The organism is Prolixibacter sp. NT017, from assembly GCF_009617875.1.
Taxonomy (GTDB): domain Bacteria; phylum Bacteroidota; class Bacteroidia; order Bacteroidales; family Prolixibacteraceae; genus Prolixibacter.
The window spans coordinates 758,376-777,891 of sequence record NZ_BLAV01000001.1; the positions used below are offsets into that span (position 1 = coordinate 758,376).

The 19,516-nt window shown below is 45.9% G+C and carries 14 protein-coding genes; 11 read left to right on the top strand and 3 right to left on the bottom strand.

All coding sequences use genetic code 11. The features are described 5' to 3' along the window. Positions 1-112: 112 nt before the first annotated feature. The 8 genes from GJU87_RS03020 to GJU87_RS03055 all read left to right on the top strand — a co-directional run bounded on the left by GJU87_RS03020 (position 113) and on the right by GJU87_RS03055 (position 11,665). Positions 113-715 carry a V-type ATP synthase subunit D gene (locus GJU87_RS03020; protein ID WP_106543265.1) on the top strand — a complete coding sequence of 201 codons (603 nt, stop codon included), beginning with the start codon at positions 113-115 and terminating at the stop codon, positions 713-715. Then, positions 712-2,535, top strand: a complete 1,824-nt coding sequence (locus tag GJU87_RS03025) for a V-type ATP synthase subunit I (RefSeq protein ID WP_153638145.1) — start codon at positions 712-714, stop codon at positions 2,533-2,535. The genes GJU87_RS03020 and GJU87_RS03025 overlap by 4 nt, the downstream gene beginning before the upstream one ends. A 45-nt stretch (positions 2,536-2,580) precedes the next feature. Further along, positions 2,581-3,039, top strand: coding sequence for a V-type ATP synthase subunit K (locus GJU87_RS03030; RefSeq protein WP_106543263.1), 459 nt, complete (start codon positions 2,581-2,583; stop codon positions 3,037-3,039). A 320-nt stretch (positions 3,040-3,359) separates the two neighbouring features. Beyond that, a complete protein-coding gene (locus GJU87_RS03035) occupies positions 3,360-3,908 on the top strand; it encodes an RNA polymerase sigma-70 factor (protein WP_153638146.1) in 549 nt (182 codons plus the stop codon). Positions 3,909-4,015: 107 nt separating this feature from the next. Continuing rightward, the gene (locus GJU87_RS03040) at positions 4,016-5,050 is read left to right on the top strand and encodes a FecR family protein (RefSeq protein ID WP_153638147.1); all 1,035 of its coding nucleotides are present in this window, start codon (positions 4,016-4,018) and stop codon (positions 5,048-5,050) included. Positions 5,051-5,207: 157 nt separating this feature from the next. Further along, the gene (locus GJU87_RS03045; RefSeq protein WP_228491839.1) at positions 5,208-8,585 is read left to right on the top strand and encodes a TonB-dependent receptor; all 3,378 of its coding nucleotides are present in this window, start codon (positions 5,208-5,210) and stop codon (positions 8,583-8,585) included. 34 nt (positions 8,586-8,619) lie between these two features. Further along, a complete protein-coding gene (locus GJU87_RS03050) occupies positions 8,620-10,263 on the top strand; it encodes a RagB/SusD family nutrient uptake outer membrane protein (protein WP_153638148.1) in 1,644 nt (547 codons plus the stop codon). Positions 10,264-10,360: 97 nt separating this feature from the next. Then, positions 10,361-11,665, top strand: a complete 1,305-nt coding sequence (locus tag GJU87_RS03055; protein WP_153638149.1) for a YdcF family protein — start codon at positions 10,361-10,363, stop codon at positions 11,663-11,665. 137 nt (positions 11,666-11,802) lie between these two features. Here GJU87_RS03055 and GJU87_RS03060 read toward each other — a convergent pair whose 3' ends face one another. Further along, positions 11,803-12,384, bottom strand: coding sequence for an FMN-binding protein (locus GJU87_RS03060; RefSeq protein WP_153638150.1), 582 nt, complete (start codon positions 12,382-12,384; stop codon positions 11,803-11,805). Positions 12,385-12,393: 9 nt separating this feature from the next. After that, entirely contained in the window at positions 12,394-13,596 is a 1,203-nt protein-coding gene (locus tag GJU87_RS03065; protein ID WP_153638151.1) for a hypothetical protein, read from the bottom strand. Positions 13,597-13,993: 397 nt separating this feature from the next. Here GJU87_RS03065 and GJU87_RS03070 point away from each other — a divergent pair, with 397 nt between their 5' ends. Next, positions 13,994-14,725: a DUF169 domain-containing protein gene (locus GJU87_RS03070; RefSeq protein WP_153638152.1), complete on the top strand. Its 732-nt coding sequence runs from the start codon at positions 13,994-13,996 to the stop codon at positions 14,723-14,725. Between the two features lie 92 nt (positions 14,726-14,817). Here GJU87_RS03070 and GJU87_RS03075 read toward each other — a convergent pair whose 3' ends face one another. Beyond that, positions 14,818-18,231 carry a PAS domain S-box protein gene (locus tag GJU87_RS03075; RefSeq protein ID WP_153638153.1) on the bottom strand — a complete coding sequence of 1,138 codons (3,414 nt, stop codon included), beginning with the start codon at positions 18,229-18,231 and terminating at the stop codon, positions 14,818-14,820. 490 nt (positions 18,232-18,721) lie between these two features. Here GJU87_RS03075 and GJU87_RS21555 point away from each other — a divergent pair, with 490 nt between their 5' ends. Further along, positions 18,722-18,844: a hypothetical protein gene (locus GJU87_RS21555; protein ID WP_255454161.1), complete on the top strand. Its 123-nt coding sequence runs from the start codon at positions 18,722-18,724 to the stop codon at positions 18,842-18,844. Between the two features lie 34 nt (positions 18,845-18,878). Continuing rightward, on the top strand, positions 18,879-19,514 hold the full coding sequence (locus GJU87_RS03080) for a hypothetical protein (RefSeq protein ID WP_153638154.1): 636 nt from the start codon (positions 18,879-18,881) through the stop codon (positions 19,512-19,514). The last annotated feature ends 2 nt before the right edge of the window (positions 19,515-19,516 follow it).

Sequence of the window (19,516 nt, forward strand, 5' to 3'; positions counted from 1 at the left end):
ATGAATGAAGTAACTGAGGTTGAATACTCTTACTTCCATTATCCGTACTTCAAAAGGTATTGGGAAGTCTTAATTTTCAATTCTCCATTCTCCATTTTCAATTGTAAAGAATATGGCAATAAATTTTCAATACAATAAAACCGCTTTACAGGGACTCGAGAAGCAACTCAAGGTTCGGGTGAAGGCTTTGCCTACCATTAAGAACAAAGAGTCGGCGCTGCGGGTCGAAGTAAAGAGGGCTAAAGATGAGGTGAAAAGGCTGAACAAGCTCCTCGAAGAGACCATCGAAGAATACGATTCGATGATGGCACTTTGGGGCGAGTTCGACGTTTCACTCGTTAGGGTAAAGGATGTGAAGATGTCGGTGAAAAAGATTGCCGGTGTCCAGACACCTATCCTCGACGGTGTGGAATTCGAAATAGCTCAGTTCAGCGTTTTCAGTAAACCCAAATGGTTCCTCGATGGCATCAAAGTAGTGAAGGAATTGGCCGAAATCGGGATCGAGCAGGAGTTTTTCAACCAGAAAATGATACTGTTGGATCATGCCCGTAAGAAGACCACTCAAAAGGTGAATCTCTTCGAAAAGGTACAGATTCCGGGATACGAAGATGCCATTCGAAAAATCAAACGATTCCTGGAAGATAAGGAGAACCTCTCCAAGTCGGCCCAGAAGATTGTGAAATCCCGTCAGGAAACAAGGGAGGTGGAATCATGATTATACGAATGAAAAAATACACCTTTCTGGTATATCACCGGGAGTATGAAATGTTTCTGGACGCTGTCCGGGAGCGGGGATTACTTCACGTGAAAGAACGGAAAGGTGGAGAGGTCGAAGACGCTGCCCTGCGTGAGAAGATGCAGCTGCTGAAGCGCATCCGGGATGCGGTCCAATTTCTGCATCATCGCGAAGCGGAACTGGTAGAAACTGCCGGCGACATTGACGCGATGAAAGTGCTTCATGATTTCGAGGCTATGCGCCGCGAACGGGAAGTTGCTGAACAGGAGTTGCAGACGCTGCAAAAGGACGTTCATCAGCTGGAGCCCTGGGGCGATTTTTCCTGGGAGTCAGTTGAGCGCCTTGCAGAAGATGGCTGGGAGATGAACTTCTTCTCTACATCATCGCGCCGCTGGGAGAAAGACTGGCCCGAGAAATACAACGCCTTTATCATTTCCGAGACGGGCACAACAACCTTTTTCGTAACGGTTACCCCGGAAGGTGAAAAGGTTAATATTGATGCTGACCCGGTTCGCTTGCCAGAGCATTCGCTGAGCTATGTTCGAAGTGAAATGGGGAAACTCGGGGAGAAGATAGCGGAGATTGACGCAGCGTACGATGAGTATGCAGCTAAATACATTCCTGAGCTGGAACAGTTGCAACTGAAAGTTCAGCAGGAGTTCGACTTTGATAAGGTGGTACTCAACTCTCCGCGTTCAGCTGAAGACAAAGTCGTCGTGCTGGAGGGATATATTCCTGAAAATGAATCGAAAGATTTCGATCAGTTCCTGGAAACGCAAGGAGTCTACTACGAGGCTACTTATCCTGATTTGAAAGAGAAGGTGCCGGTATTATTGAAAAATAACTGGTTCACCCGGATGTTCGAAACCATTGGCGACCTGTATGCACTTCCCAATTACAAAGAGTTGGATTTGACGCCTTACTATGCACCGTTTTATTGGATCTTCTTCGGATTTTGTTTGGGAGATGCCGGTTACGGTCTTGTGCTGGCTTTGATAGGATTCATCATGGCTGGTCGTGTAAAACCGGATATGAAAGGCCCGATGAAATTGTTGGGAACGCTGGGACTGGCGACCATTATTTTTGGTCTCATCAGTGGTACGGTTTTCGGAATGAGTTTGTACGAAATGAAGTTCTCCTTCTACGGCACGCTGGCTGATCGTATGGCCGCCAAAGGAAAAACTATCAACGACGAACTCTTTACCATGGCCCTGGCGCTGGGAGCTATCCAGATTTTGTTTGGTATGTTCATCAAAGCGGCCAATGAAAAGCACCAGTTCGGCTGGAAATATGCCTATGGAACAATAGGTTGGCTGGTATTGATTGTCGGTGGCTTGATCGTGTACCTGATGAGTCAGCTGGGAGTCAATCCATCTGTAGTCAATATTGTGATGTATGTCGTAATCGGAGTCGGTTTTCTCGGCGCATTCCTGTTCAATAACCCCGAGAGAAACGTGTTTACCAATTTCGGAGTTGGTTTGTGGGATGCCTATAATATGGTGACCGGCGTGATGGGTGACTTGTTGTCCTACATCCGTTTGTTTGCCCTGGGGGTTTCCAGTGCGATTCTTGGATACGTATTTAATAGTCTGGCCATGCAGTTGTCACCCGATATTCCGGTGGTGAAGATTTTGGTGATGATAGTCATTTTGCTCATTGGCCATGGTATCACGATTTTCATGTCGACGCTGGGAGCATTCGTTCACCCGATGCGTTTGACCTTTGTGGAATTTTACAAGAATTCCGGTTTTGCCGGCGGTGGTTTGCGCTACACGCCTTTCAAAAAAAGAATTTCATAAATAAGTAAATAATTAAAGTTATTAACCTGTATAAATAATCAAGAAATGGAACCTATTACATTAGCTTACATTGGAATTGGACTGATGATTGGCCTGTCCGGTATCGGTAGTGCGTTTGGCGTAACCATCGGTGGTAATGCCGCCATCGGTGCAATGAAAAAGAATCCTGATGCATTCGGTAGTTATATGATTCTTTCGGCTCTTCCCGGTACCCAGGGACTCTACGGTTTTGCCGGTTACTTCGTATTTGCCAACTTCGGAACTGCTCTTAGCCCGGACATCACCATGTTGCAGGCTGCCGCTATCTTCGGCGCTGGTTTGGCGCTGGGTGTAGTTGGTTTGTTCTCCGCAATCCGTCAGGGACAGGTAGGTGCCAATGGTATTGCTGCCATCGGTGCTGGTTATGACGTATTCGGTAATACACTGATTCTTGCCGTATTCCCGGAGCTTTACGCTATTGTAGCGTTTGCGTCTGCCTTCCTTATCAACGGCGCTATTCAATAAGCAAAATATTTGTTGATATATGCCCGGGCCCTTGGTCCGGGTTTTTTTATGTTCTTTCGTTTTTAATGATACTGACGTAGGCTGTAAGTAGAAAAGGTTCGATATTATTATAATTAATAACCCTTCTAAGGTGAGTTGATGTTCTTGAACATCTGCTTCAACCAAAAAAAATGTTTCGTTGTTGTTACGAATTGAAATATAATTAGTTACATTTATGTGGGGAACATTCAGTTAACACTGGCTTAACAAATTAATTTATGAAATCGTTGAGGCCTGTTTAAATAATTACTTATTTAGACCAAATATAAGCCTGACTTAAAATGAAGCAACAGACGAATCCGGATGACGTTTTGTGGAAACAGATTGTCCGGGATGACAAAAAAGCTTTGGAGTCGTTGTTTAGAAAGTATTTTGCTCCTTTATGCCGTTTTACCGATTCTTTTGTCGAGAATCCTATGACGACAGAAGAGTTGGTTGCCGATATATTTTTGGGGATTTGGACCAAACGTAAGGAGCTTTTCATCCATACCTCAGTACGGGCTTACCTTTTTGCCACTGCCCGCAATACTGCCCTCAATCATCTTCGCGGAAATACCAAAGGAAAGATTGTTTACCTGCACGAACAAACTGTCGAACCCGGTTTTGTCGATGGGGTAGATGCCGGCCTTGAATATTACGAGCTGTTGGAACAGGTGGAGGGCATCATCGATAAGATGCCGAAAAAGCGTCAGCAGATTTTCCGGATGCATAAATTGGAAGGTCTAAAGTATAACGAGATTGCCGATCGCCTTTCTATTTCGGTGAATACCGTACAAAATCAGATGAGTGAGGCAAAAAGATTTATGTCTCAATTTAATGTATTCCTCTGATTACCTGTCAGAAGATAATTTTTATTTGTCGGTTAACAAATAATTAACATTGAAGAATAGTAGGTCGACTTGTTGATTGGTGTCTCAGATATGAGAAACACAACCTAATGAATACGACGGATTTCTATGAACTAGCTATTCGGTGCCTGACAAATGAAGGCACGGACCACGACTGGAGGAAACTGGAGAAGTTCCTTCAGAAAAGTGAATACCGTCAACTTTATCAGAAACTTGCCTCCTCATTTTCTTCTGAAGAAAAAAAATCCCAACAATATGATATTGAAAGGAGTTTGAATCGCCTTCGTAGTGGTATTTCGCACGATGAAAAACAGGTTCCCGTCAGGAAGAAGGGAAGGAGCAAAGTGCTTCTTCGTGGTTTGGTAGCAGCATCTGTTGCTGCTGTAATTGCCTTGGGAACCCTGAAATATCATTCCGGAAAAGAAGATATCCAATCCAAATCCGAAAAAGTGGCCTGGCTTAAAAAATCAGCGCCGGCCGGACAACAGGTTCGTGTGCTTCTTTCGGATGGAACCCAGGTGATTTTGAACGGAAACAGTCAACTTCGGTACGCATCCAATTACGCTTCTCAATCGGTGCGAAAGGTGTACCTAAGCGGCGAAGCTTTCTTCACTGTCAAGCATAACGATAAAAAGGAATTTGAAGTAGTGACCGGTCATGTAGTGACACGCGATTTGGGAACACGATTTAATATCGATGCTTATGCAGAAGATTCGGTTATTACCGTGGCACTAGTCGATGGTTCCATTGACGTAAGTTCGCCGGTAGCCCGACATCTGCAATTAAAACCTAACCAAAAACTTACTTACCACGCGAGTGATAACAGCCAGGAAGTTAATTCCTTTAATGTGGCAGAATTGACCGGTTGGAAAGATCAGCTTCTGATTTTCCATAATAAACCGCTTCCTGTGGTTTTGGAAAAACTCTCCCGGCATTATGGAAAGCCCATCGTATTCCGCGACAGTGCATTGAATCAAATCGTTCTGACGACGCAATTCAAACAAAAGTCGTTGAATCAGGTGTTGGAAGTGCTCTCGTATGCAGTGGGTGTTGAATTTATCGATAAAGGGGACAGCATATTAGCTGTAAAAAACAATAGTGATAAAAAGAGAAATGAAAACTAAAATGGAATATATGGTTTAATCTACTTAGTCTATCTATTCGGGATTCCCCCGAAAATCACCAACAATTGAACACAAAAAAAGAGTAAAAATGAAGTTTGGCGACCGTCACTTTTACTCTGGAGAGAATTAGTAATTAATTCAAAACTGTTACAAAATTATGAAAAAAAAATTGTTCCTGACAATTTTCAGGCTGGGATTGTTTGTCCTGCCCAGTCTGTTGTTCTTAAACACGCCGGCTTCGGCCAGTGATTTATCCAGGCGGATAAACATCGATGAAGGCTCATATACTCTGGGTCAGTTTATTAACATGATTACTGATCAGTCGGGTTATGACTTTACCTACCAGGCAGCAGAACTGCCAATGGAAACAAAAGCCAGCATTCCTATGCGGGATGAAACTGTTGACAAAGCAACAGAAAGACTGGCGAAAACCTTCCAACTGAAAGTAAACATTCTGAACAACAACATTATTCTGAAGCCCGGCGATACCAAAGGGAAGCAGGATACCAAAACCATCAAAGGAAAAGTGCTCGACGACAACGGACAGCCGCTTCCCGGTGCAACGGTGGTGGTAAAAGGAACAACAACCGGTACCATAACCGGTCCTGATGGTACGTTTTCACTGACAGCACCGGCCAATGCCACTGCACTGTCGGTTACATTTATTGGTATGCAGAGCCAGGATATCACTCTTGACGGACGTGCCAGTTATACGGTCAATATGCGGCCTGAAACTGTTGGGTTGGATGAAGTGGTGGCCATTGGTTATGGAACCGTGAAAAAGAAAGATTTAACAGGTGCTGTGGGTATCGTTAAATCGAGCGAAATAGAGAGCCAGCCGACCGAAAGTGTCGACAAGATGTTGCAGGGACGTATGGCCGGCGTGGATGTGGTTGCTGATAATTCACCGGGTGGTGGTGTAGCTGTTCGTGTGCGTGGTTACAGTACCATTCGTAATAACGAACCACTTTACATTATCGACGGAGTTCCGGTTTCAGAAGGAATCAATATGGTTAACCCGAACGACATCGCATCGATTCAGGTACTGAAGGATGCTTCTTCTGCTTCTATCTATGGTGCACGTGCGGCGAACGGTGTTGTGATTATCACTACCCGTCAGGGAAAATCAAAAGAACCGTCTCTTCGCGTTGATGCTTACGTTGGTTTGCAGCAGGCAGCCAATAAGTTAACCATGCTGAATGCACAGCAGTATGGTGACATGCTTTGGCAGGCTATTAAAAACGACGGCGCTACACCGGCGAACGAAATTTATGGTAACGGAGCAACACCGGTTATCCCGCAATATCTCGATGCTGCTCAAACAGAACCGTCAGCCAATACCAACTGGGTGGACGAAATTTTTCGGACAGCTCCGGTACAATCGTATAATGTCTCTTTTTCGAAAGGTGACGACAAGTCGAGACAAGCCTGGTCACTCGGTTATTTCAACCAGGACGGTATTATTAAATACACTGGTTTCGAACGTATCTCCGGTCGGTTGAATTCGGAATATAACTTCTTCGACAAGAAACTGAAAGTTGGGGAGAATATTGGTCTTTCCCATACATGGAGCAACGTAGCCGAAAATAACTCAGCATTGGGTGGAGTTGTTTACGAGGCCTATAAAATGCCGTCGATTGCACCGGTAAAAAACCTGAACGGCGAATATGCCAGTTCTCCGCTGAACGATATTCAGAACCCAATGGGTAAACTGTACCGGAATAAGGATAATAAGGGTAAAACGCTCAAACTGTTTGGTAACGGTTACATTGAATACAAAATTATTGAAGGCCTGACCGCCAAGACAAATTTTGGTATCGATTACACCAACTTCTATGAGCGCAATTACAGTCCCAAATACGTTGAAACATACACTCAACAAAACCTGAGTTCGTTGAAAACCAGTAATAACTGGAAGTTTGACTGGGTTTGGACGAATACATTGAATTACGTTCATCAGTTTGGTAAACACTCGATTAACGTGTTGGCTGGTATGGAAACGCTGAAATCGCAAATGGAAGGATTTACCGGTTTCCGTGAAGGATTTGCTTACGACGATCCCAACTTCCGCTACCTGGACGCCGGAGACGGTGGTTCGCAGAAAAACACAGGAACAGGAACTGAGTGGAGCATGATTTCCTACATCAGTAAAGTAGACTATAGCTATGATAATCGGTACCTGTTGTCGGCTACCTTCCGTCGTGACGGTTCTTCGAAACTGGGTAACAACAAATGGGGAAACTTCCCGGCTATCTCTGCCGGATGGCGCGTCAGTGAAGAGAAATTCTTCAACGTGGATGCCATTACGAACCTGAAGTTACGCTTCGGTTGGGGACAGAACGGTAACCAGGATGTCCCGGCTTATAGTACCATTTCTTCTTACTACAGCAACCCGTACTATTCCAACTATGCCATGGACGGTGCGCAGACATCGGTATATACCGGTTTTACTCCGAGTAGAAACGGTAACCCCGATTTGAAATGGGAAACTACTACTCAGACGAACTTTGGTGTCGATTTAGGACTGGTGAAAAACCGCATCGAATTTACCGGTGACTATTTCATCAAGACCACCAAAGACCTGTTGATGGAGCGGCCGCTGCCTCCGACCATTGGTGGTACTACACAAACGGTGTGGACCAATGCCGGTGAAATGCAGAACAAAGGTTTCGAGATTACTCTGAATTACCACAGTAAAAAGGTAAACGACCTGCAATGGAATCTTGGGCTAAACCTGTCGCATGTGAAGAATGAATTGACTTCGTTGCCGGAAGATATCGACTATATCGGTTTGCCAGGGTCGTATCTGCACAGTGTGAACTTCGACCAGGAGACATCGCGTTCAGCTGTTGGTGAACCCATTTCTTCTTTCTATGGCTATAAGGCGCTGGGCCTGTTTAAAACGCAGGCCGAAGTGGATGCATGGGGGAAACAACCCAATGCTCAGCCAGGTGATATCAAGTTTGCTGACCTGAATAACGACGGTGTGATTGATGCTAACGACCGTACTTTCATCGGAAGTCCGCATCCTGATATGTCGTTTGGCCTGAATTTCAGTCTGAACTACCGTAGCTGGGACTTTTCCTTGTTCGCACGAGGAAGCGTGGGTGCCCAGATTTACGACCTGACCCGTTACTACGGCGATTTCTTCGATTTGTCGGCATACAACAAGCAGTCGCGTACGCTGAATGCCTGGACAACCGACAACCCGAATGCTACTGTTCCGCGTTTGTCTCTTGACGACCCGAACAATAATATTCGTCCTTCGAGCTACTATGTTCAGGACGCCGATTATGTCCGCCTGCAGAATGTGAAGCTGGGATATACCCTTCCGGCAGGAAAACTGCACAGCAAGCGGTTCTACCTCTATGTACAGGCACAAAACCTGTTCACTATTACCAATTACAAAGGTTTGGATCCGGAAGTCGGATTGCAGAACTACAGTTCAGCTCACAAAAACCTGGATATCGGTGTCGACCGCGGTATTTATCCTGCAGCACGTACCTATACACTGGGTGTGAATCTGGAATTTTAAAAGGTAAAACGGAGTGTATAAAATGAATAGAAAAATGAGACGTATATATTTATTTATCATCATAATCGGCTTTGCTTTTTCTTCCTGTAGCAAAAGCTTTCTCAACGATACTCCCATCGGGGAATTATCGGAAACCCAGGTTCAGACGCCTGATAACCTGGAAGGGCTCGTCGTTTCAGCCTATTCGGTTTTGAACGGTCAGTTCGACGAGGCGTCGAATGCCTTTAACTCGCCGGCTTCGAACTGGAGCTTCGGTGATGTAGTTTCGGACGATGCTTATAAAGGGGGTGGTGGTACCGGTGACCAGAACCAGATTCATCTGATGGAGATTTTCCAAACCAATCCGTCCATTATCGATGTGGACCGGAAATGGCTGGCCCTTTACGAAGGGGTGAAACGGGCTAATCTTGCCATCCGCGAGTTGAATAAATCGGAGACGTTCGACCCGGAGCTGAAAAAGCAGCGTATTGCAGAAATGCGTTTCCTGCGTGGTCACTACTATTTCGAGCTGAAGAAGATTTATAACCACATTCCGTGGATTGACGAGACCGATGAAACCACCGACTCGTACTATAAATCGAATACTGAATTAACATCTGACCAGCTTTGGCAGAAAATTCTGGACGATTTCGATGCGGCGTACAAGGTGTTGCCGGCCGATCAGTCAGCAGAGCCGGCCCGCCCGACCAAATGGGCTGCCCGTGCTTACATGGCGAAGTGTTACATCTTCATGCAGGATTGGAACGATGCCATTACCGCGGCCGACGATGTGATCAATTCAGGCAAATACCATCTGATGGACAACTTCCGCGATGTTTTCCTTCCGGATAACGACAATGGTCCCGAGGTTGTTTTTGCCGTGCAGAACTCCATCAACGATGGTTCGCCCAATAACTACAATGGTTCCATTGGCGACCGTTTGTTGACTCCCGGAGGTCCTTATCCGAACTACGGCTTTCTGCGTCCTTCGCAGAACCTGGTCAATTCATTTAAAACCGATGCATCGGGTATGCCCGTTGACGATAACGTTAACGTAACGGATAATGATTATGTCGATCCGCGTCTCGATCATACGGTTGGTCGTCACGGAATTCCGTACCTCGATATGGGGATCTACGACTGGGAACCTCGTGACCCGGTAACTTATGGCGAATTCATCCAAAAGAAACGCCAGGTTTCGAAAAACTCTCCGGCTTATCTTCAGGTTTGGCCTTATGTTACGTCGATGAACTATTACATCATTCGTTATGCCGATGTATTGTTGTGGAGAGCAGAAGCTGCCATCGAGACCGGCGACCTGGAAACCGGACGTACCTATATCAACATGGTTCGCGGACGGGCTAAGAACAGCGAAGTCGTGAAATTCGACGACGGAACACCGGCAGCCAACTACAGCATCGATACGTACAATACACCGTTCGCCGATAAGGCAGAAGCAACTACGGCTTTGCGTACCGAGCGCCGGTTGGAATTTGCGCTCGAAGGACACCGCTTCTTCGATTTGGTTCGCTGGGGGATTGCCGACAGTGTGATGAATAACTACTTCGAGGTAGAGAAAACCCGTCGTACCCACTTGTCTAATGCCCACTTTACGGCTGGTAAGAATGAGTACGACCCTATTCCGCAGGCAATGGTCGACCTGGGCAAAGGCATGATTACGCAGAACCCGGGCTACTAAGTTCATACATTCTCTATTAGATAACACCAAAGTACCCGGCCCCCAGAATTGTATTGACGGGGGCCGGTTTTTTTTTAACAGAAAATAATTTCAACTTATGAGCAATCGAAAAATAGTATTGTTGGTTGTCCTGGTATTGTTCACTCTGGTGGGAAAAGCACAAACTGCTTCCGCGAAAGTGGATTACCAGCCGGGATACCGATGGACCTTATCAGGCAATTATGTGCAGGATAAAAACTTTTACCTGTTGACCCTGATGGAGAAAATACCGGCGGTACAAGAGGCGCTGGCAGCCGATCCGGTGTTAAAATCGCTGTTGTCCGAGCGGGTGAAAAACATCAAAGAGGCTACCGGTTATGACTTACCGAATCAGTCGATGGAATCGATGCGGGACAAAACTTCCCATTGGGCCGAACTATTCCTGCTAAGCAATGACGAAATTGAAAAAGTGGGCGATGAGCTGAAGAAAATATATCAATCGAATGCTGCATTGCAAGCGTTGGTGAATGAACAGATTCGCCCCAGTGGAGCCTACGAACATTTTGCCAAATTAGATGATGCCGCATTGCTGGCGCAAGCCTGGAAGATTTCCGCCAAAGGAATCAACGGAATTATCCGGACTTACGCTTTGGGCGAAAAGCCGCTCTACCCGAAAATCGATTCGGTGAGCTACGACGTAAATTCACAGTATTACCGAATGCTGGTTAATATGCTGGCGAGCAATGTGGGTGACGATACGAAGGACATGAGCTTGTTCTTTCAGCCCTCTCTTTCCTTTTCGCTGTGGCTATTGAAGATGAACCATCGCGATGAAGCGGCCCGTTTTGAACCCATGGCGACCGGCGAGAATGCCAAAGCGTGGGAGCAGGTGCAGAAAACCAACTTCGACGAATATCCTTATACGTCTATCTTGTTGCCCGGATACGGCCCGGAAAAGAAAGGTGTCGATTTGAGCCCGGCCGGCATGCTGCGTTGCAAACTAGCTGCCGAGCGGTATTTCGAAAAGAAAGCACCGTTTATCATCGCTTCCGGTGGCTATGTGCATCCCGACCAAACGCCATTTTGCGAAGCTGTCGAGATGAAAAAAGAATTGATGGAGCAATACGGTGTCCCGGAAAGCGCTATCATCATCGAGCCCCATGCGCGGCATACCACAACGAACTACCGCAATGCAGCCCGGTTGATGATTCATTACGGAATACCCATCCATAAAAAGGCGCTTTGCACTACCACGAAAGGACAGAGTTACTACATCACGAATATGGGATTTGAGAAGCGCTGTGTGGAAGCGTTTGGCTACATGCCTTATGTGCCCGGCAAACGGTTAAGTCGGAACGATACCGAGTTCACACCACGTCTTGAATCGTTGACTATTGATCCAATGGATCCGCTGGATCCGTAATTCGCATAGGTTGGATTAGATGGGCCCGACTGGTATCAGTCGGGCTTTTTTATTACCTGGTCAGGGGCTTTTCCATATCTCTGGTTAATATTGTCTTCTTCGAATTGAAGTTGAACATCGCGTAGTTGTACTTGAGTTTATTTTTGGGAAATACTTGTTCTTAGCCATTGTTGTAACATCTGAGTCTTTTCCTTTACGTCCCTTGTAATGGCATAAACCGATATGGTAGCACCGGAAATCGCATCGATTCCATGTCCTACGCGAAGATCGTTCTTTCCGCTGTAGCCATCAAACTGTTTCAACCACCCGCGTGCGGTAATTTCCTGTCCGTGTGTAGCCTGGTAATTGAATACTTTGGTTTGAAGGATACTTCCACGGGCATCAAACAAAATGAAATAATCGAAATACTCGTATCCAATTTCACCCGTTATATTACCGGGTGCGGCACATCCTCCGGTACGACAGCTGTTTACCCTGCCAACGTATGCATACCGCACCGGGCTCTGGCGATTCTCGTCGCGTGTTTGGAAGAACTTACCATGTATGTTCTCTGTCGGTACGTCATCAGAAAATTGTAGTTCTTCCAGGTCGGAGACTCCATTCAGATCCTCTTTTTCGATAGCCCGGATGAACGGCTTGCTGGCAAAATCAATTCCCTTATCTGCGAACGTTCCCGTACTTACCAGCAGCCAACTCAAAAGAAGTAGAATTTTCTTCATATTGGTCGGTTAAAACATGATGCCGATACCTGTATTCAATGTTTTTGACCAGGCGTTGTCAGCTTCCGATTTCATAAATTGCATATCGGCTTTGATAACGGCCCCGGGAGTTATCTTCCAGGTTAAACCGGTGGTGATGATTTTTTTCTCATTGTTGCTGTTGCGGGAGATACCGGCTGCTACGGTATTCTGCGTATTGAGATATGCATAGCGGGCAAACGGAATCAGCTCCCCGTATTCTTTTTCCAATCCACGAAAAACATTGTAGCCGGCTTCTGCATAATACCCCATCAAAGAACTACCCAAATCATTTGGCGTTCCGTTAGCCGCAGTGAATCGGTTATATGCCCCGGTGTTGGAAAGACCGGCATAATAGTATTGACCTCTCAACTGCCATCCCCCTGTGGTATAACGGGCATCGACACCTACCATCGATACGCCGACGACAGAAGAGTCGGCATGAGCGATTGCCGTGTGGTCATTCTTGTCAACACCATCGTATAACGTGCTTTGTGTTTTACCGAAATATCCGGATAAGCCTACGTTCAATCCGCGGACACCGAAGTATTCGATTTTTCCGGTCACATTAGGAGCGCTCATAAACGACTCAGCCCCTTTTTGCCGCCCTTTCCGCAGGCCGTATTTACCATTCAGGGTACCCGAACCATCGAAGCTTTTGAAGCCATTGACGACGTATACCTGGTATTTCAGAGACGCCGGAAGGTATGTTCCGGAGAAACCGGCTCCCACTTCGCGCCAGGTAGTCGGGCTGATGTATTTGTCCACGAACGGGCGTTCCACCCCGTTGAATGTTGTTGGTTCGTGGTATTCGTTGATAATTCCCATTGGGGTTAGCAATAGACCTCCCCGGAAGTTGATGTAGTTGTTGATTTTATATTGCAGGAACGCCTGTTCGACGGCTACTTCACCAATATGTTCGAATTCAATTTCGGAGACAAACTGCGCCCGATCGTTGAATTTATAGCCAAACATCAGTACCATTCGGTGTACATCCAGAGAACCGTTATTGCGGATACCGGAATTTAACGGCTGGTTGTAATGGATTTCTCCGTAGCCTCCGATTGTCAGCCGGCTTGTATTTAGCATTTGATTATCGGCGCTGTTCAGATAAACATTGGATAAGCTGTCGTTTGTCTGGGCATTTACCCCTGAAAAAATGCCCGCCAGAATCAATAAAAGTAGAGTTCGCATTGTGCTATTGTCATTTAGGTTAACTTATTATGATGGCAAAACTACAGGCTGAGAGGATGGTTTGAAATACCTATTTGTGATGATTTGGAGGTTGCCGGCTCACATGTTGTCGGTATCAAAACGGTTAAAAAAACGTCGGGGCTTCGAGCACCGACAGGGTAGCGGTCCATTCCCCGTCAGTGGTTGTCTAACCCTGACGGTGGTATAAAACAGCGTCGGGAATGAAAGGATGAGGTTCCAAACCCTGTCATGGCTTTGCGTATGGGCTTCCCAATTTAAATTCATTCAAAGACGCTTGAGATAAGGGCGAATCGTTTAGAACGATATCTTTAAACGAAAGTCATATCTCTGAAAAGAGCTATGGATAAACAAAAGGAATAATTAGTGAAGAGAAATCATGAGTGTGATTACCAAAAGTAAGATTGCAGAGGCTATCGGGTTGAAAAATCACCCGGTTGCCGCGTTCCGTTCCAATGTTAAACCCGGTAATGCCACCCAGTTTAAAGAGGGACGATGGGGCTGTGTCATTTCGTTGTTAAACGCCGCAACGAAAGGGAAAACAGCGGTATTCGATGAAAAATCGACCCCTTGCATGGGTGGTCAGGTTGGTCTGGGCCTCGGCTGTTACAACATGGATTTCATTACCCATCTTTTGTCGGACGGTTGGCCCGATGGACGGGAAGGCGAGTTCTATCTGAAGAATAGAGATTTGGCCGAAAAATTTGCCAACGGATTACCTGAGATTGTGACTGAGAAGTACATGGTGTTTAAACCACTGTTGGAGATGAAAGAAGACGAAACCCCGGAAGTGGTTATTTTCCTGGCTAATGCCGATCAGCTTTCTGCGCTGATAACGCTCGCCAATTACGATAAAGAGACGCAGGACAACGTGAAAATAGACTTCGCAGCAGGATGCCAGCAAACCATATTGTATCCGCTGGCGGAGGCCGAAAAAGGAGGGGCAACGTGCTTTGTCGGGCTGACAGATATTTCTGTGCGAAAGCTGGTTGACAAAGATACGCTTTCATTCGCCCTTCCATATCAGCGCTTTTTAGAGTTGGAAGAACAGGTTGAAGAGAGCTTCCTGTCCAAAGGAACGTGGGGACAGATTACATCGAGAATTAATTGATTGGTAGGTTCGCGGGAGCGTTGTGATGCGAAAAGTAAAAATGTCCTCTCGCTTTCATCGGGTATCCAACAGATATGAATTCAATGAATATTCTATGTTATGACCGGGTTGTATGGGAGCGAGAAACTGAAGTGACTTCCTTTGTTTTTTTCCGTTTTTACCTTCATCGTTCCGCCCAACATTTCTACATATGATTTGGCAATAGAAAGCCCTAAGCCTATTCCCTCGTACTGTCTGTTCAGCGAAAGTGATGTTTGAACAAAAGGTTGGAAAATCGCCTGACATTGTTCAGGCGTCATTCCAATGCCGGTATCATTAACGTAGAAGTTGATGGTGTGGTCAGCCATGGTATAGCCACATTGCACGATTCCCTCAGAAGTGAATTTCATCGCGTTGTCGAGGAGATAAAGGAGGATTTGTTCCAGCTTGCCGGCATCGGAAACTATGGTTGCCTCTCCGTCGGATGCTCCTTTAGAGAATGTGAGATCCAGATTGCTAAATTCAGCCTTCCCCTGGTATTTACTATGGAGTTTATCAAGTAGTTGGTTTAAATTCACTTCATCTACTATCACCTGCTCCTGGCCTGAGTCGATGCGGGAAATCTCAACAATTTTCATAATGGTATCGAGCATGCGTTGTCCGCTCTGTTCGATGAGTGCAGTGAACTCTTCTTTTTCATCATTGGTGAGCTCAGTAGACCGGATTAACTCGATAAATCCCATAATGCCATTCATGGGCGTACGAATTTCATGGCTGATATTGGCCAGAAAAGCTGATTTCAGCCGGCTGCTTTCCTCCGCCTTTTCCTTGGCTTCCACCAGTTCATCGAAAAGCTTTTTCTTCTCGCTGATGTCTTCCTGCAGAACGACATAATGACTTATTTTTCCCGACTTTTGCTGAATGGGGGTGATGATGACAGTTTCCCACAACACTTCCCCGTTTTTTTTCTTGTTCAGAATTTCTCCATTCCAGATTTTTCCGCTTCGAATGGTATTCACCATATCTTCAAAGAATTCATCGGGATGTTCTCCTGAGCGCATGATGAACGGGGTCTCTCCAATGACCTCTTCCTGCGAATATCCGGTAACCCTTGTAAAGTTGGGATTTACGTATTGGATACGCCCGGTAGCATTCAATATCAAAACACTGACCTGACTTTGTTCTACCGCTTGATTTAGTACAGCGAGGCGGGACTCCGTTTCTTTTTTCTCTGAAATATCAACATTGATTCCCTTAAGAATCATCAATTTATTGTCACTGAAAACAGGGATGATCTTATTGTGGATCCACTTGAACTGCCCGTCAGGGAAGACAATACGGAGCTCCATCTCCTGCGGAGCCTTTTTTTCAAGAATCAATTGATAATAGTCATCGACCAGATGCAGATCATCGGGATGGATACGGCTCCGGAAATACTCATAAGTCGGTTCTGTTTCATTCGGCTCCAGCCCGAAGAGGCGGAAGCAGTTTTCAGACCAGTACGATTTGTGATTGACCAAATCGAATTCCCATGAACCCATTTGAGCGATTTCCTGCGATTCATTCAGGGATAATTCGCTATTGACCAGGGCTTCCTGTACTTTTAGTCGTTCTGTAATATCGTTGACCAATACCAACCGGGCAGTTTTACCGTCAAATTCGAAAAGATGCGAAGTTATTTCCACATTGATGATCTCACCATTCTTTTTGATATGGCGCCAGATATTTGCTCTGGAGAGAGGGTTCCCATTGGAAATATCTTCCTTGAATTTATCCACGTCTTCCCGGGGACGGATATCTACCAATGTCATCTGCTGAAATTCTTTTCGGGTGTAGCCGTAATGCTTCAGCGCTGTATCGTTTACCTCCAAAAAACGAAGCGTTTCAGGGGAATATATCCACATGATTTGCGGATTGTTTTGAAACAGGTACCGATACTTTTCTTCGCTGAGTCTGACCAGTTCTTCCGTCGTTTTTTGTTCGGTTATATCGGTTATGGTTCCCACATAACCAATTAGCTTATCGTTTTCGTTGAATTCGGGAGTTGCCTGGCCCAATACCCAAACAACGCGGCCATCCGGATGGAGAAAGCGGTACTGGGTTACCGACGACCGATGTTGATTGCTGTCGTGTTGCCACATATCCATCAGCCATTGGCGGTCCCTCGGGTGAACCGCTGTTATCCAGGTATGACCTTTGGCAACACTGTCCGGTATTCCGGATAACTCCGACCATTTGGGATTGACATACGTGATATAACCATCGGGGCGGGTACGGAAAATTCCCACCGGGGCTGATTTAGCCATGGTATAGAAGAGCTTTTCGTTGCGTCTGACCTCCTCCTCGGCCTTCTTTCTTGCTGTTACGTCGGTCGCTGTTAAAATAACGGCATTATTTCCTTTCCAGGTAATGGGGCCCAGTGTATAATCGAGCCATATATCGTCATCGCCGCCTGAGTGGTAATGGAATTCTTTATGCCTCTTTTCGTCTAACGCAATTACCCTGGGATTCTTCTCAACGAAACTTCTTATTTCATCAGCCAGTTGATGCAACAGAAGGGTGGCCACCGAATCTTTTACCGACCTTTTTAGTGCCGTGTTTTGGTACACAAATTTTCCATGCTGAAAGATTAGGATAATTGATGAAGTTGTGCCCGCCAGGTCTGCAAATCGTTTTTCGGATTCAGTTAACTCCTGGAAATGCCGTTTTACTTTAAAACGAAGAATGATGTTGAAAATGAGTATGATTAGTGCAATTCCGGTGACGAATATGGTAAGACGGACATAAAACAGCGGCGTTCGTTTTACTTGCCTCAGATCGCCCGCATTTCGGGGCCAGATTTGATAAATTCCGTTAGGAATTTCGCGACTGTCGTATTGAGCGAGAATTCCCGTCACTTCAACACTCTCCCCAATGACATAATCATCAAACAAATCAGGATATTTTTGCCACGCTGAGTTAAAGACATAAATGGCAGTATCGCTTCCTGCTTCAGGGGCTACCAATAAATAATGTCCTGCACTGTTGCGACCTGTGTTGGTAATGATGCCTGTCACTGTAACCAGTTCGCCTTCGAATGACTCAGGGTTCTGCCCTAAAAGTTGACGGGGAGGTGGTACATACCTGTTCAGGGTATCAAGCAGGTCGATTTGAGGATGGGTCAGCCTGGTAAGACCTTTGTATTGAGCGATAACTCCGGTTACTTTAACACTGTCTCCCTCTTTCACATTGAGTTGCTGCGTGCTGTCTTCCAGAACAAATATTCCCCCGGTTTCATCCTGGATGGCAAACATCCGGTCCCGTATGTCAAATATGCTGGTTGAAACAGTTACCCGTCCCGCAACAGCAACCGTGTCGCCTAACCGGTCGGGTTTGAAGTTATTATCCTTATCTGTTTTTATGTCACTGATAGCAGAAAGGTGATGAACCGGCATATTCCTGCCGAAAATTCCATTAGGTTGTATGAATAATGGAACGAACAGTAGTATCAGCAAATATTGTATATCCAGCGTGCGAATAATCCTCATAGTTAAACTATAAAAAGCTTTGGAGCTACGCCCTTTTTATATAGAACGAAATGTGAAAATAAAATATTACCGGGGAGAAAGAGAAGGGAACACCTTTTGATGCTGATGTTTGTAAGGGGTTGATATATAGGGAAGGACTTAGTTATTTGCTTTTTAATTTATAATGGATTTAAATAATATGGCGCAATGTATATAACTGTCGCAGATTGGAAAAAATGAAAAGCCGTTGTTATGAAAGAATGATGGCGGTTACGGGTCGCTTGTTTTACAGGGTAGAACTCGTATATAGTCAGATTAACTCTTGTTTAGATTGACTCTTAACGATATAATGATTAAGTTAGGCTATCATTTTGGTTCAACCGGGCGATCGCCCGGCTAGCCACAGACAGAAAACAATAGCATCAGTTTTACGGGGGAAAAAAAGAAAACAACCGGAATCAACAGGTGATTCCCGGCTGAAAGTGACAAGTATAACCTTAAACTGAGACTGATGAAACGACCGACGAACAACCTTTTAACCCTACTGGGAAACCTCACTCCGGAGGTAACCGGTTCCCGTGTTTATCCTATCAATGAGAAAAATATCCTGCTTACTCCGGGCAGGAGAGATTAAGCTGATCAATCGTTTACCTACCAATCCTATACACATGAAAAAAGACAAGAAAAGCGGCCTGCGAAAGTTGGGCGAAACCTTGCTCAAAAAAGGCCTTCCCCTGTTAGGGAGCATTGTTACCGGCGGAGCATCCGACCGGATTATTAACCTCGTTAAAGGCGCGACCGGCATCCTCGACGATGACCCGGAAGCTATCGAGAAACAGCTGAGCGACCATCCGGAGCTGCTGGTGAAACTGAAAGAGCTGGAAGCCACCAACAAGGTGCAGTTGCAGGAGCTGTTGCTGCAATCGGCCCGCATCGAACTGGAAGAAACACAATCGTACCTGGGTGATGTGCAGGATGCCCGCCGGCGTGAAATCCAGGTAACCAATGCTACCGGACGTCGCGACTGGCTTTTCCTGGCATTAGCCATTATTGTGGTGGTCGGTTTCTTTACGTTGGTGATGATGGCCGTCATCGGTTCGTTCAACGGGAAGACCTTCTCCACCAACGGAGCCATTAACCAGCTGTTTGGTGCCCTGGTGGCCGGCTTCACCATGGTACTCTCGTACTTCTTCGGCTCCAGCAAAGGCAGTGCCGACAAAACGAACCTGATGGAACAGCGCTTCCGGACGCAGCCGACGGTTATGCCCACGACAAACGAACCCTTTACCAACGCAAAAGGATAGCC

Bases quoted from the DNA above. Each gene is read 5' to 3' on its own strand.
- GJU87_RS03020 (WP_106543265.1), top strand. From the start codon at position 113: ATGGCAATAAATTTTCAATACAATAAAACCGCTTTACAGGGACTCGAG.
- GJU87_RS03025 (WP_153638145.1), top strand. From the start codon at position 712: ATGATTATACGAATGAAAAAATACACCTTTCTGGTATATCACCGGGAG.
- GJU87_RS03030 (WP_106543263.1), top strand. From the start codon at position 2,581: ATGGAACCTATTACATTAGCTTACATTGGAATTGGACTGATGATTGGC.
- GJU87_RS03035 (WP_153638146.1), top strand. From the start codon at position 3,360: ATGAAGCAACAGACGAATCCGGATGACGTTTTGTGGAAACAGATTGTC.
- GJU87_RS03040 (WP_153638147.1), top strand. From the start codon at position 4,016: ATGAATACGACGGATTTCTATGAACTAGCTATTCGGTGCCTGACAAAT.
- GJU87_RS03045 (WP_228491839.1), top strand. From the start codon at position 5,208: ATGAAAAAAAAATTGTTCCTGACAATTTTCAGGCTGGGATTGTTTGTC.
- GJU87_RS03050 (WP_153638148.1), top strand. From the start codon at position 8,620: ATGAGACGTATATATTTATTTATCATCATAATCGGCTTTGCTTTTTCT.
- GJU87_RS03055 (WP_153638149.1), top strand. From the start codon at position 10,361: ATGAGCAATCGAAAAATAGTATTGTTGGTTGTCCTGGTATTGTTCACT.
- GJU87_RS03060 (WP_153638150.1), bottom strand. From the start codon at position 12,384: ATGAAGAAAATTCTACTTCTTTTGAGTTGGCTGCTGGTAAGTACGGGA.
- GJU87_RS03065 (WP_153638151.1), bottom strand. From the start codon at position 13,596: ATGCGAACTCTACTTTTATTGATTCTGGCGGGCATTTTTTCAGGGGTA.
- GJU87_RS03070 (WP_153638152.1), top strand. From the start codon at position 13,994: ATGAGTGTGATTACCAAAAGTAAGATTGCAGAGGCTATCGGGTTGAAA.
- GJU87_RS03075 (WP_153638153.1), bottom strand. From the start codon at position 18,231: ATGAGGATTATTCGCACGCTGGATATACAATATTTGCTGATACTACTG.
- GJU87_RS21555 (WP_255454161.1), top strand. From the start codon at position 18,722: ATGAAACGACCGACGAACAACCTTTTAACCCTACTGGGAAACCTCACT.
- GJU87_RS03080 (WP_153638154.1), top strand. From the start codon at position 18,879: ATGAAAAAAGACAAGAAAAGCGGCCTGCGAAAGTTGGGCGAAACCTTG.